Source organism: Halostagnicola larsenii XH-48, from assembly GCF_000517625.1.
Lineage (GTDB): Archaea > Halobacteriota > Halobacteria > Halobacteriales > Natrialbaceae > Halostagnicola > Halostagnicola larsenii.
Genome location: NZ_CP007055.1, coordinates 1,518,912 through 1,532,146 on the forward strand (window position 1 = coordinate 1,518,912; position 13,235 = coordinate 1,532,146).

The 13,235-nt window shown below is 64.1% G+C and carries 14 protein-coding genes and 1 tRNA gene; 7 read left to right on the forward strand and 8 right to left on the reverse strand.

Features of this window, described 5'->3' with window-relative positions; all coding sequences use genetic code 11:
* The first annotated feature begins 424 nt into the window (after nt 1-424).
* On the forward strand, nt 425-1,600 hold the full coding sequence (locus HALLA_RS07770; RefSeq protein ID WP_049952816.1) for a M24 family metallopeptidase: 1,176 nt from the start codon (nt 425-427) through the stop codon (nt 1,598-1,600).
* Nucleotides 1,601-1,711: 111 nt separating this feature from the next.
* Here the strand turns inward: HALLA_RS07770 and HALLA_RS07775 are convergent, their stop codons facing one another.
* The 6 genes from HALLA_RS07775 to HALLA_RS07800 form a co-directional block, all read right to left on the reverse strand.
* A complete protein-coding gene (locus HALLA_RS07775) occupies nt 1,712-2,356 on the reverse strand; it encodes a helix-turn-helix domain-containing protein (protein ID WP_049952817.1) in 645 nt (214 codons plus the stop codon).
* Between the two features lie 94 nt (nt 2,357-2,450).
* Nucleotides 2,451-3,533 carry a glutamate--cysteine ligase gene (locus HALLA_RS07780; protein WP_049952818.1) on the reverse strand — a complete coding sequence of 361 codons (1,083 nt, stop codon included), beginning with the start codon at nt 3,531-3,533 and terminating at the stop codon, nt 2,451-2,453.
* Nucleotides 3,534-3,627: 94 nt separating this feature from the next.
* Nucleotides 3,628-4,269, reverse strand: a complete 642-nt coding sequence (locus tag HALLA_RS07785) for a fibrillarin-like rRNA/tRNA 2'-O-methyltransferase (protein ID WP_084568955.1) — start codon at nt 4,267-4,269, stop codon at nt 3,628-3,630.
* Nucleotides 4,262-5,170: an NOP5/NOP56 family protein gene (locus HALLA_RS07790; protein ID WP_049952820.1), complete on the reverse strand. Its 909-nt coding sequence runs from the start codon at nt 5,168-5,170 to the stop codon at nt 4,262-4,264. Before HALLA_RS07790 ends, HALLA_RS07785 begins: the two co-directional genes overlap by 8 nt.
* 169 nt (nt 5,171-5,339) lie before the next feature.
* Nucleotides 5,340-6,467: a DUF63 family protein gene (locus HALLA_RS07795; RefSeq protein ID WP_049952821.1), complete on the reverse strand. Its 1,128-nt coding sequence runs from the start codon at nt 6,465-6,467 to the stop codon at nt 5,340-5,342.
* A 213-nt stretch (nt 6,468-6,680) separates the two neighbouring features.
* A complete protein-coding gene (locus HALLA_RS07800; RefSeq protein WP_049952822.1) occupies nt 6,681-7,484 on the reverse strand; it encodes an inositol monophosphatase family protein in 804 nt (267 codons plus the stop codon).
* 127 nt (nt 7,485-7,611) lie between these two features.
* On the opposite strand from HALLA_RS07800, the gene HALLA_RS07805 reads away from it, so the two are divergent.
* The gene (locus tag HALLA_RS07805; protein WP_049952823.1) at nt 7,612-8,379 is read left to right on the forward strand and encodes an SDR family NAD(P)-dependent oxidoreductase; all 768 of its coding nucleotides are present in this window, start codon (nt 7,612-7,614) and stop codon (nt 8,377-8,379) included.
* Between the two features lie 150 nt (nt 8,380-8,529).
* Here HALLA_RS07805 and HALLA_RS07810 read toward each other — a convergent pair.
* A tRNA-Leu gene (locus HALLA_RS07810) sits at nt 8,530-8,612 on the reverse strand.
* A 116-nt stretch (nt 8,613-8,728) separates the two neighbouring features.
* Nucleotides 8,729-8,884 carry a hypothetical protein gene (locus tag HALLA_RS21035; RefSeq protein ID WP_169732124.1) on the reverse strand — a complete coding sequence of 52 codons (156 nt, stop codon included), beginning with the start codon at nt 8,882-8,884 and terminating at the stop codon, nt 8,729-8,731.
* 169 nt (nt 8,885-9,053) lie between these two features.
* Between HALLA_RS21035 and HALLA_RS07820 the strand changes: the two genes are divergently transcribed.
* From HALLA_RS07820 to HALLA_RS07840, 5 genes are all read left to right on the forward strand, one after another.
* Nucleotides 9,054-9,536 (forward strand): DUF309 domain-containing protein, encoded by a 483-nt coding sequence (locus HALLA_RS07820; RefSeq protein WP_049952825.1) that lies wholly within the window; start codon nt 9,054-9,056, stop codon nt 9,534-9,536.
* Nucleotides 9,537-9,704: 168 nt separating this feature from the next.
* On the forward strand, nt 9,705-10,502 hold the full coding sequence (locus HALLA_RS07825) for a succinylglutamate desuccinylase/aspartoacylase domain-containing protein (protein WP_049952826.1): 798 nt from the start codon (nt 9,705-9,707) through the stop codon (nt 10,500-10,502).
* Between the two features lie 111 nt (nt 10,503-10,613).
* Nucleotides 10,614-11,939 (forward strand): PQQ-dependent sugar dehydrogenase, encoded by a 1,326-nt coding sequence (locus HALLA_RS07830; RefSeq protein WP_049952827.1) that lies wholly within the window; start codon nt 10,614-10,616, stop codon nt 11,937-11,939.
* Nucleotides 11,940-12,050: 111 nt separating this feature from the next.
* Nucleotides 12,051-12,395, forward strand: coding sequence for a glutaredoxin family protein (locus tag HALLA_RS07835; protein ID WP_049952828.1), 345 nt, complete (start codon nt 12,051-12,053; stop codon nt 12,393-12,395).
* 129 nt (nt 12,396-12,524) lie between these two features.
* Complete coding sequence (locus HALLA_RS07840; protein ID WP_049952829.1) at nt 12,525-13,106, forward strand: DUF7110 family protein; 582 nt, start codon at nt 12,525-12,527, stop codon at nt 13,104-13,106.
* Nucleotides 13,107-13,235: the final 129 nt, after the last annotated feature.

Here is a 13,235-nt window from a genome sequence, read left to right on the forward strand (position 1 = left end):
GGCCAAAATTTTCAGCGGAATAATACCGAATCGCACGGACTCCAGAACGACAGAACCACCTGCGGTGGCGCGCGCTGAATCGCGCTGAGTGAGGCGAAGCGCGATTCGGTGATGTGCGAGGTCTTCGGTCACTTCGTGACCGAACGGCTTGGAAGTCGCGAAGCGTCTTCCAGTGGATGAACGAACGAATCCGTGAATGAGTGAATCGGCTGGGGAGGACGTGGAAATCACTGTTGCCAGCGTGAGTTAGGTACTGGTAGCATGAGTCGAGTGCTATCTGTATACCCGGTAGTAGCAGCGTACGTCGGGTAGCCGAAAGCCACCGCATTCTTCGCAAACCTAGTCACCTCCATCGATCCTTCTCTCGAGACCGAAAAAGAAGCGGCTTCGTCGCATTCAAGAGCCAGCCACGCAAGCACCCGGCATGGAAAAACTCGAGCGACTCGAGGACTATCTCGAGGATCGCGACCTCGACTCGATCTGGTTCGCGCGTCCGAACTCCTTCGCCTGGCTCACTGGCGGTTCGAACGTCATCGACCGATCGGCCGACGCCGGGGTCGCGGCGATCGGCTACGACGGCGACGAACTGACGCTGCTCGCCGACAACATCGAAGCCGACCGCATCCTCGCCGAGGAGTGTCCCGATCTCGAACACACACCCGAAATCGAGCGGTTCCCGTGGTACGAAACGGACCTCGAGGACGCGCTCGCGGAGTACGCCGGCGAAAATGCCGCGGCGGATATCGACATCCCGTGGTTCGAACGCGTCGACTCGAGCGCGCTCCGCCAACCCCTGACCGAGCAGGACCGCCAGCGGTACCGCGACCTCGGCGCGGAAACCGCCGCCGCCGTCGAATCGGTGTGTCACGAACTGCGAAGCGAGGACACCGAACACGAGGTCGCCTCGGCGCTGCGAGTCGCGCTCTCGGCTCGAGAGATCGAAGCCCCGGTGTTGCTCGTCGGTGGCTCCGAACGCGCCCCGACGTATCGTCACTACACGCCGAAACGCGAGCAGCTGGGCGAGTACGCGCTCGTTTCGGTGACCGCCGAGCGAGACAGGCTACACGCGAGTTGTACCCGAACCGTCGCGTTCGATCCGCCCGAGTGGCTCGAGCAGCGCCACGAGGCCGCAACCCGCGTCGAGACCACGGCACTCGCGGCCACGCAAGAATACGCGAACTCGAGCGTGAACACGACGATGTCGAGCGCGAAACCGGGCGAAACAGGCTCGAACGAATCTGGCTCGAGCGAGACGAGAAACACAGCCGGCACGGCGGGCGACGTGTTCGCCGAAATCGAGCACGCCTACGACGCGGTCGGCTGGGAGGGCGAGTGGCAGAATCACCACCAGGGCGGTGCGGCCGGGTTCGCGGGCCGCGAATGGATCGCCACACCGGGCCACGAGGCGACCGTCCGGACGCCGATGGCCTACGCCTGGAACCCGACGGTCCAGGGTGCTAAAAGCGAGGGGACCGTTCTCGTCACCGACGACGAGTTCGAACCGCTGACGACCACCGGGCAGTGGCCGACGGTGACCGCTCGAGCGGTCGACAGCGACCTCGAACTCGAGCGACCGGGCATTCTCGGCATTCACGACTGAGAGTCGGCGACCGATTGCTGACGCCGACACCGCTGCACAGCGATCGACGCGACGAAAAGAGCCTCGAGTCGTGTTTTCGCTCGAGTCCGCTCAGCTAGTCGAACCGAGTCCCTAGTTCGAACTCGAGCCCGACGACGAATCGTCGTCTTCGGACGGCTCATCGGATTCAGACCCGTCGACGGATCCTGTCTCCTCGTCGGATACCTCTCCAGTGGTGGATTCCGCCTCACTGTCGGCATCCGATTCGTCCTCAGGCGTCTCGTCGTCGACCGTGATCGTGACCGGGTCGGTGTCCTCGCCGTTCTCGAGTTCCGTCGTCCCGTCTCGATCGAGGAGTCGGTCGAGCGTGAAGATGGTGTTCAGTTCCTGCTGAACCTGATCGACGACGCCGCCGACGAGCTCGCTCGGCTGAATCGCCGTGTACTCGTAGGGGTTGTTTCCCGCACCTTCGCTGGCGCGTTTTTCCCGGATGACCCGATCCTCTTCGTGCAGTTCCGCGAGCGCTTCGCGGACGGTGCTCGGATAGAGGCCGGTCCCCTTCGCGACCTCTTCTGACGTGCTCCCCGCGTTGGCCAGCAGGTAGACGTATATCTTCGCTCGCGTTTCCGTGTCGAGGATCCACGAGAGGAGATCGACGATCCGCTGGTCGACCTCGTCGGCCGCCGTCTCGCGCGTTCGGTCGCCAGACCCGTCGGATCCGTCGTTCCGATCGTCCGGATCGTCCGGCTGGTGGCCGTCGATCTCATCCGAAGCCATGTTCTTTCTTCCCGAATTAAAGGTGTCCGTACTGTTAAATCTTTGCTGACGGCCGCCTGCGTGGCGAACGCCCGCCGTCTCCGTCTCGGTCCCGCTACTCGGTCTCGAGGAACAACGAGTCACAGAGGGCGTCGTCACCCCGGGTCTGACGTAGTCGTCGCTGGGATTCGGCTCCGCTCGAGGCCTCATACACGGCTTTGATCCCGTCGATTCCGAGCCGTTCGCACTCGCGGTCGACGACCTCGCCTAACTCGAGTGTGCCCTCGAGGTCGCGGTCGATGAACGCCGCGTCGTGGCCGTGGCGGATCGCCCGCCACTTGTTCTCGTCTAAGAGTTCGCGTCGGTGTCTCCGACCCGGCGTTCCGTCCTCGTACTCCTCGGCGAGCGCTTCGACGAGCGCGTGGGCGTACTCGACGAACGCGAGGACAATGTTCGGATCGGCCTGCCCGTCGGGCGTTCGAATCTCGACGGTGCCGTGTTCGGTGTGCGGACGCACGTCGTACCACAGTTCGCCCCTGTCCCGAATCGACTCCGTCTCGAGCATCCGGCGCTCGAACGTGTCGAAGGCCTCGTAGTCCTCGAAGTACGTCGGCATCCCCGTGTTCGGCAGCGCTTCGAAAATCTTCGCCCGCGCCGACTCGAGCCCCGTGTCGAACCCGCACCAGTACGGCGAGTTCGCAGAGAGCGCGAGCATGATCGGGACGTACCACCGGAGTTCGTTGGCGATCCAGACCGCCTTGTCGGCGTCGTCGACGCCGACGTGGACGTGGACGCCCGCCGTCGTGTTCCGGTGCTGTGGATACTGAATTCGGTCGAGCTGGGACTGGTACCGGGGCTTTTCGGCGTGTTCGAGTTCGCGCCACTTCGCGAGCGGGTGCAGCCCCGCGGCGGCGATCCGGTAGCCGTGGGCCTCGGCGTGCTCGACCAGCGCCCGTCGAATTTCGAGAAGCGCATCTCGAGCGTCTTCGGGGCGTTCGATCAGCGGCGTCTGGGTCTCGATGACGAACTTGAACAGTTCGTGATCGAGTCGCCCCTCGAGAATCTCGGGCGGGTCGTGTTCGTAGACGAGTTCGTCCGTCCCGCTCGTGGGCCGTCCGTCGCCGTCGACGACGAAACACTCCTCTTCGATGCCCAGTGTGCCCATCCGTGTGAACGATTCCGACGACCCGCGTTCCATCGTCCGTGGCTTTCGTGCGCGGCGGTAAATACGGTTTGGACTCGGACGGATCGGCCGACGCGAGGAAACGGTCGACGGCCCTCCAGCACTTCCCTCACTTCGGCCGTGCGACGATTGCGAGGTGATCGGTATGGTAGTCGTCCAACCGCTGGGTCTCGAGGATCTCGTATCCGTCATCACCCGTCGTCAGTTCGTCGCGGGCATCCGCGAAGACGGCTTCGGGATCGCGCGTTACGTCTTCGCTTCGTGCCTTGATGGCGAGCAACAGGCGGCCATCCTCGGCCAGAAACCGGCGGTTCTCAAGTGCGACGCGTGCCTGCCCGCGCGTCGCGACGTCCTGGACGATCGCGTCGACGCCGGATTCCACGACGTGTGCGTACGTATCCGGCTTGCGGGCGTCTTTCAACAGCGGAAACAGGCGCGGTCGCGACTCGGCGGCAGAAAGGAGCGCTCGTGCCGGCCGGGGCGCGAACTCCACCGCGTAGGTCGGCCCGGCGAAGTCGGCGACGTGGCTCACGGTCGTTCCGCTGGCCGCGCCGAGGTACAACACTGTCTCCCCGCCCTCGAGTCCGTGGTCCATTCCGAGTTCGAACATCGCGCCGAGTTTCGACCGATGGGGGTCCCACGCACGCCAACCGTCTTCGGTCGGCTCGCCGTAGACCGGCTCTCCTCGGGTGGCGAGTCGCTCCTCGCCGTCGATTTGTCGTCGCTGTATGCCGTCGAGGAGCTTACTCATCCGTCTCCCCTCCGTTTGCATTCTCGACTGCACCACTATTGTCGTTGCCGCCGTCGTACTCGTCGCCCGTGCGAGCCCGAATCGTCTCGAGTCGCTCGGTCAGTTCGGCCTCGAGATCGGGGCGGTACTCACCCGAGTAGTGATCGACGCGCGCGGCGATCGAGAGCTTCCCGGCGAGCGCCCGTGCGGCAGAACCGCGATTTTCCATCGGCGTTCCGCGAACGCCGTCGTGCGTGTAGATGATCCCGTGTTTCGGCGACGGGGCGTGCCCGCGGAGGTGGGCGAACAGGGCGTCTTCGGCCCCGAGCACCTGGACGGTGCCGCTCGGTTTCTTCGCCAGCGACTCGAGGCCGCCGGCCAGCGAGACGAGTCTCGCCCCGAGTACCGGACCGGCCAGCGCGGCCAGGTTCGGCGCGACGGTCGGCATCGTCTGCTCGATGTAGGCCCGCAGCCCGTCTGCTTCTTCCTCGAGGGCGACCACCTGCTCGGCCAGCGAGACGACGGCCGTTGTCCCCGGCTCCGGTTCCGTGGTCGCAAGGTCTCGCGCGTATTCGATTCCCGTTCCGGCGTCGGGATCGAGCGTGCCGCCCCACTCCGCGACCCGCTCTGCGAGTTCGTTCGCGGTCCGCTGGCAGTCGTCCATCGCGCGAATCGCGTGGATCAACTGGCTGTCGTCGGCCCGCTCGCGTTCGGTGACGGCCGCTCGAGTCGCGGCCATCGTCGTCCGGTGCAGGCGGTCGTAGTAGGCGTCCTCGTCGTCGACGACCCCCTCGTCGACGGCCCGCTCGGGCCAGGAATCCGGTTCGTCAGCGCGTCCGTCGCGTACCGCGTCGACGAGCGCGTCGTCGTCTGCGTCGGGGTCGGCCGCGAGCGTGGCGAACCACCCCGCTGTTTGGGTCATGCTCGTTCGTTTCCGCCGCGCGTGATTAAAGGCCCCGCTCGCTCGGTCCAGCCTCCCGCTGTTCGATGGGGATTGAGAGCATCTCGAGCGAGAGGCAGAAACAACACGAACGGGACTCGAGTAGGTGAAAATATCGAACGACGAACGACCGGGAGAACAGCTCTCGCGTTCAGACGCCGAAGGTCGCCCTGATCATGTCCCGCGTTCCGGGGCCGAGTCCGACCGCGACGACGGTGATCATGAGCAAGATCGCATAGCGCGGACTGTCCTCGAAGACCGTCTCGTCGAAGATCCAGATGACGAAGACGGCGGCGGCCAGTTTCACGAGCAAGAACGGCCACGCGTCGCCAGTCACCGCGACGATATCTGCGGGAAGGACGGATCCCGTCGTGTTGACGATCCACCGGTTGATCGGATGTTTGGGAATGAGGTTCGCCGAGTGCCCGAAGACGGTCGCCCAGTCGAGGCCGACGACGTTCGCGACGCCGTCGACGGCGTGGGCCCAGATAACGACGATTCCCATGTACTCCGTCCCTCGGTTGAGACCGGGTGCGAACTGCTGTATCAACAGCCACGTTATCGCCGTCGCGATCGTCGCGCCGCCGAGCGTAACGAGCAACAAGCCGGGGTAGAACTCCACATATGGTTTCGTCGCCGCGAGGTAGCCCAGATAGCCGAGCGCAGAGGCGAGCGCGAGCGTTCCGATTCCCGCGAGCGGATACTCGTAGCCCGAGACGTAGCCGTTTCGCTCGAGCCAGACCGAGACGAGGACGGCAAAGAGCGTGAAGAAGAAGACGGTGAAGTAGATGAGCGGGCTGATCAGGATGCCGTTCCAGGGCATCTGAATCGGAAGCTCACCGGTTGCGGTGTAGGTCGCAACGTTCGCGTCCTCGACGACTCGAAGCACGCCGCCGAACAGGAAGAACGGGAACAACCCGTAGAAGCCGGCCCGATAGCGGTCGATATCGAGTCGCTTGATGATGAAGATGATACCTATCAACAGGATTACGAGCGTCGGAATGTAGCCCGCGTACGACTGTACGGTATACCCTGGCGAGGCGGTCGGCCCAGCGTCTCCCGGTGCGGCCGCACACTCGAGTTGTTCGCCGCCGGCCCACGTAACACAGCTCCAACCGTGGGCGTCGGCGACCACCGGCCCCCAGAAGTAGTGCCAGATGATGTCGACGTACACCCGTTGTGGAAAGAGGATCGCCCCGAGCGTGATCGCAGAGGCAAGGAGTGCGACGGTGGCGGCCCACACCCGGACCGGACCGTACCGATCGATGAAGTCGTCCATGATCGATATCCGTTGGGGCGACCGCTTACCATTTCCGGTTTCGCTGACGGATCGAACCCGATCGGCCCTGCCACAGCCGTCTCGCCGCGAGGTTCAGTCGTCGGGCGATCTGGTCGAAGCGTAATTGCTGAGGCGGTACGAATCCTAGTTACTCGAAGCAGTGGAACCGTGGTCGCTCGAGTCGGCCTCAGTCGTCGGTCGGTTGGGCCGGACTCAGCTATCGATCGCCTGGGTCGCCTCGAGCAGTTCGTCGTGGATCGCACCGTTCGAGGCCACCAGCCCGGTGCTGTCGTGTTTCCAGCGCTCGCCTTCGAGGTCGGTGACCGTGCCTCCAGCCTTCCGGATCATCGCGACGCCGGCGACGGTATCCCACGAATTCGTCGGGAGGTTCGTCATCGTCCCGTCGAGACCGCCGCAGGCGACCATCGCGAGGGTGGCCTGGGCGCTACCGAAGCGTCGCATGTCGCCGAATCGCTCGACGACCTCGCGGGTGGCGGTGGCGTACTGATCGCGCTGATCGAAGTCCCACCAGAACGTCGGGGAGACGGTCGCGGCTTCGGGGTCTGCGGTCTCGCTGACCGAAATCTCCCGGTCGTTTCGGTAGACCCCCGACGGCCCGGCGCGGTAGGTATCTCCGAGCGCCGGAAGAACGGTCGCCCCGGAGACCGGTTCGCCGTCGATAACCGCCGCAACGGCGGTGCCGAACACCCGGATACCGCGAACGTAGTTGTTCGTCCCATCTATCGGATCGACGATCCAAGCGGGGCCGGATTCGGGGACCTCCTTCAGTTCGTCTTCTTCCTCGCCGACGACCGGATCGTCGGGGAACTCCTCCCGAATCGTGTCGATGACGGCGACCTGCGCGTCGCGGTCGGCCTGCGTGACGACATCGGTCTTCCCGTCTTTCGTCTCGACCTCGAGTGTCGTTCGAAACGACTCCTCGGCGATTTCAGCACCCGCTCTGGCGGCACGGAGCGCAGTCTCTGCCCGTTCGTCGGCCCGCTCGAGTTCGTCCATTGCTCGAGTATGGGGTGTCGAAACGAAAAGTTGTGGTGGTTTGACGGCTCCAGGGGTCGAAAACTGCAACTGGTACCAGCCCGTCAGCACTGAGAAAGACCCGATCCAACATGACAGAAACCAATCTATGACGGACGCATTCAATCTCGACGGACGAGTCGCAGTCGTAACGGGCGGTGGACGCGGCATCGGGCGAGCGATCGCACTCGAGTTGGCCGCCGCCGGCGCGGCGGTCGTTCCGACCGCTCGAACGAGCGAGGAAGTCGAGGCCGTCGCCGCGGAAATCGAGGACGCAGATGGCACCGCGATAGCCGCCACCGCGGACGTAACCGATCGAGACGCGGTTTCGGCGGTGATCGAGCGCACCGAAGCCGAGTTGGGCGGGATCGACATCGTCGTCAACAACGCCGGGTTCAATCCGGACGACGCGCTCGGTCGGCCTGAGGACGTGTCGACCGAGAGTCTGGGGGACGTGCTCGCGGTCAACCTCGAGGGAGCATTCGAGGTGACGACCGCCGCGGCGGAATCGCTGTTTGAGAGCGGCGGGGGCGCGGTGATCAACGTCGCGAGCGTCGGCGGGCTCGTCGGGCTTCCCCGTCAGCACCCGTACGTCGCCTCGAAACACGGCCTCGTCGGGCTTACCAAGAGTATGGCGCTCGACTGGGCACCCGAGGTCAGAGTCAACGCCGTCGCGCCGGGGTACGTCTCGACGGCGCTAACCGAAGACCTCGAGGCGAACGAACGGCTCCGGCAGTCGATTCTGGATCGAACACCGCTCGAGCGATTCGCCACGCCCGAGGAAATCGCCGGCCCGGTCGTCTTTCTCGCGAGCGACGCCGCAAGCTACGTGACCGGCGAGTGTCTGGCGGCCGACGGCGGCTGGACCGCGCGCTAACGGCCTCAATTTCGGGACAGTCACGTCAAATGCGTCGCTACCGCTCGAGTTCGGATTTCAGGAGTAAGTTGCGAGGGAAGATCGCTTCGTGTTGATCTTCCGCATCGTGGCCGGTCGCTACCGCGTGCGGGCGAAAGCGCCGGACAGTGATGCGAGGGGAGGGAATTGAACCCACGAACGTCTACACGAACGGATCTTGAGTCCGTCGCCGTTGGCCGCTTGGCTACCCTCGCACACACGCACTCGTTCGCTCCGGGGTGGTTAAAACGTCCCGATTTCGCCCTCGAGCGAATCCTCGAACGAACGCCGCCGAAGGACGGGAACTTGTCGAGAGAAACAGCCTGCGTCGTCAGTTCGCCGGCGCGGCGACTTCGACGGACTGGGAGTCGCCGTCGAAGAACGTCTCGTCGTAGCGTTCGCCGCAGTTCCCACACCTGTACCCACCATCGATATGTTCGTACAGACGCTCACCACAGTCCTCACACCGACCGTACGGCTGTTTCATTAACTGAAACTTTCGATGGGGTTCGGATAAAGACATCGGCCGTTTTAGGGTTCGGGCTCGAGTCGGCGACTCGAACGCGAGAGAGAACAACTGACGCACAAACCCGAACGCGAAGACCGACCGGCGCACGGACCCGAACCGATATTCCGCTGGCTGCGTTCGTGTCCCCATGGACGAACACACGAACGATCCGACGGTCGGGCCGCCCGACGGCAACCCGCCGGGGTGGTCCGCGGACGGGGAGCGCTGGGAACACGCGACGCTCCGTCGAGCCACGGTCCACGGCGTTCGGTTGTTCAACGCGGGCGAGTACCACCGTAGCCACGATTGTTTCGAGGACGAGTGGTACAACTACGGCCGCGGACGCACCGAGAGCGCGTTCCTCCACGGGATGGTGCAGGTCGCCGCCGGAGCCTACAAACACGTCGACTTTCGGGACGACGACGGGATGCGCTCGCTGTTTCGAACGGCCCTCGAGTACCTTCAGGGCGTGCCTCGCGATTACTACGGCGTCGACGTCCTCGACGTCCGCACCGCCCTGACCAACGCGCTCGAGTCGCCCGAGCGCATCGACGATTGGCGGATCCGGCTCGACGACGCGCATCCGACGGCTCGTGAGATTGACCGCGCATACGCGGATCGCCTCGAGTGACCGCCTCGATTGATCGTCGACCCATCGACTGAGTACCGGCCGACAGTTCATCAACGCACATTGCCAATATTTGACAGTCGCTACCGGGGCGCGTTTCGCCGTGGTACGCCGCCCCGAGAGTCGTTCGTAACCGAATCGCCTTTGAGGCTGACGAACCTATTGCTGGTAATGAGAGTTGCACAGATTGGCTCCGGAACGCCGGAGCTGGCGATTCTCGCCGGCATTCACGGCGACGAGCCCTGCGGCGTTCGAGCCGTCGAGCGGTTGCTCGAGCAGCGGCCGGCCGTCGAACGGCCCGTCAAACTCGTCGTCGCGAACGAGCGAGCGTTAGAGCAACAGGTCAGATACGTCGACGAAGACCTCAACCGCGCGTTTCCCGGCAATTCGGACGCCGAGACGCACGAAGGGCAGTTAGCTGCGAAACTCACGGACGAACTCGAGGACTGTCTCACCTTCTCGATGCATTCGACCCAGAGTCACAACGAACCGTTCGCCATCGTCAAAGACGTCACTGACACTGCACGGGAACTCTGCCCGCAACTCCCCGTCGCGGCGATGGTCGAGACTGGGAACTTCTCGGAGGGGCGGCTGTTCACCGAAATCGACACGATCGAGGTCGAGTGCGGCTTACAGGGAAGCGAAACGGCCGCCGAAAACGCCTACAGTCTCACGCGGGCGTTTCTCACCGCGACCGGCGCACTGCCGGGCGATACGGTCAGCCGTGATCTCCCCGTCTACCGCCTCGTCGACTGCATCTGGAAGGACCAGGCCGATACCTACGAAGTGTTCGTCGACAACTTCACCCGCGTCGAGCAAGGCGACTCCTTCGCCGCAGCGGACGGCGAGATGCAAGTCGCCGACGAGCCGTTTTATCCCGTGCTCATGTCCGCCAACGGCTACCGCGACGTGTTCGGCTATACCGCGGAAAAACTCGACGTTCTCTCCTCGCCCACGGCCGCCGACTGACGCTAGTGGATTATCGATCACCGGAAGTACCGATCTCCTCCTCGAGCCGAACCACCGGAAAAACGGACGCCGACCAAAGCACAGTCGTGTCTCCGCATCGTTCCCGTTCGCATGGATCGTCCGTCACGACGACGCGTTCTGCAGACGGCCGGTGCGGTCTCGATTCTGGCCGCCGGGTGTCTTCGAGACTCGACCCAGACGGAACTCGCGGAACCTGGGGACGCCCCCGATTACGAGTGGGAAGAACCGGACTGGGAGCCCGCCGAGGGCGCACCTTCCGAAGCCGATGTCGAACCGACGACGGTCGTGTCCGGCCTCGAGATCCCGTGGGATCTCACGTTCGCAGATACCGACGCGTTCCTGACCGAACGAGACGGCGGCGTCCGGCGCTTCGAAGCCGGCGCAATAGGCGAGGAGACGGGACTCGAGCCGACGGCTGGCGAGGCGGTTCTCGAGGCCGACGACCTACCGGATCGGTCGGCACCGGGCGAAGGCGGAACGCTCGGCGTCGCGGCACATCCGTCCTACCCCGACGAGCCGGCGTTGTTCGTCTACTACACGGTCGATACCGGCGAGATCGAAAACCGCGTCGTCCGGTACGACCTCGAGCGCGACGAAATCTCGCCGATCGTCGAGGGGATTCCGGGTGCGGCGATTCACAACGGCGGTCGCCTCGCGTTCGGACCGGAGGGCAATCTCTGGGTGACGACGGGCGACGCGGAAACGCCGTCCCAGACCCAGGATCCGTCGTCGCTCGCGGGGGCAATCCTTCGCGTGACGCCCGACGGCGACGCCGCGCCGGGGAACCCCGACTTCGGTGCCGAAAGCGATCCCCGGACGTACTCGCTCGGCCACCGAAACCCGCAGGGAATCGATTTCGGACCGGACGGAACGGCGTTCGCGGCCGAACACGGCCCGACCAGCCGAGACGAGGTTTCGATCGTCGACCCCGGCGGGAACTACGGGTGGGACGTCGTTCGCGGCGGTCCCGACGATCCGGAGTACGGAGCCTACGGCGACGAGTACGACCGGGTCACGCCGCCCGTGCTCAACACGGGCCCCGAGACGACGTGGGCACCGTCGGGGATCGCATTCGCCGACGGGGACGCGATTGCGAACTGGCAGAACCGGCTGTTCGCCTGCGGGCTCGCCTCGCAAACGCTGTATTCCGTTACGCTAACCGTGCCCGGCGAATCCTCGAGCGCTGTCGACGGTGATGGCGAGGTCGCGTACGACGCGGACTGGCTCGACGACCGGCTGACCGCGGTCGCCCACCCGCTTTTCGAGGGCGAGTACGGTCGTCTCCGACACGTCGAGCAGGGGCCCGACGGAGCGTTCTATCTCCTCACATCGAACCGGGACGGTCGAGCTGGCGGCGGGTTTCCCCGGGCGGACGACGACCGGATCGTCCGCCTCGAGCAGTTCGAAGAGTCGTAAGCATCGACGCCCGCGTTCGATGCCGAAACAGTTGGAGTACTAATGAATTCACAGGTGGTTCGCGGGGAGAATGACGCAAGGCCTATCTGACACACTCCCGTATGGACAGACATGGACTTCCCACCGAACCAGGGCCTTGATCAGGACGAAGTCGACGAACACGTCGAAGAAACCCTCGCAGAGAACGAGGTCGTTCTGTTCATGAAGGGAACCGAACTGATGCCCCAGTGTGGGTACTCCCGGAACGCACTGGGTCTGATCAGCGAGCACCGCGACGAGTTCGAGACCGTCGACGTGCTGGATTCACTCGCCGAATACCGCGCGGCACTCGAGGCACACAGCGGCTGGGAGACCATCCCGCAGACGTTCGTCGACGGCGAGTTCGTCGGCGGCTCTGACATCCTTTCGGAACTCGAGGAGCGCGGCGAACTCGAGGAAACGCTCAACGCCGCCTAGGCGCGTATTGGACGAATTGACGAACGACCAACATTGGTACGGACCCGACGTGTCCGTATATAACAGCAGGTCATATATGGCACGCTCCCGTACTACAACCAACGACTGTCGCCGGCACACCTTCCCACCATGTCAACAGAGGATTCAAGACACGTATATCGGCTCCACTCGACCCTCGAATTGCCACTCGAAGACCTTCGCGAGCATCTGGACGAGGCGGTCTATCCGGATGGCGTGACCGATGTCGAACTCACGCGTCGGAACAACACGCTGATACTCAAGGCCGTCTCCGAAGACGAATCGGTAAGCAAGTACACGCCAGCGGCCCAGCTCAAAGCCAGCGTCACCGAGAACAGAGTCTACGAGGAGGATCCCGAAGAGCGGCGCAACTCCTTCCGCTGGGACGAAGAAGACGAAGAGGAGATCGAATCCGAACTGGTCGAGTTCGCCGCGTTCAAAGGCGACCGGGAAACCGTCCTCCAGAACTCTCTGTTGCAGTACGAGATGTTCCTCGTGCTCTGTGATATCGCACAGGCCGCCGAGAAGGGGACGTTGACGGCAATCTCCGAACACGACGGCGATCTCGAGGCCACCCGGATCGTCGACGGCGAACCGCGACCGGCGGACGTGGAGGTCGTCGAAGGACCGGGGGACCGCAAGGCCGCCCAGACGGGCGTCAACTGGCGAGATAACAAGTTCATTAGCGACTAAGATCGACACGACTCGGTACCGGATACGACGTGCGACGGCGGACTACTACTTCGTGAGAGATCGCTCTCTAGTGACTTCGGTGGAATCTGACCCGTGATCGTAGAGTCGACCATCCGAACATCGACTCGA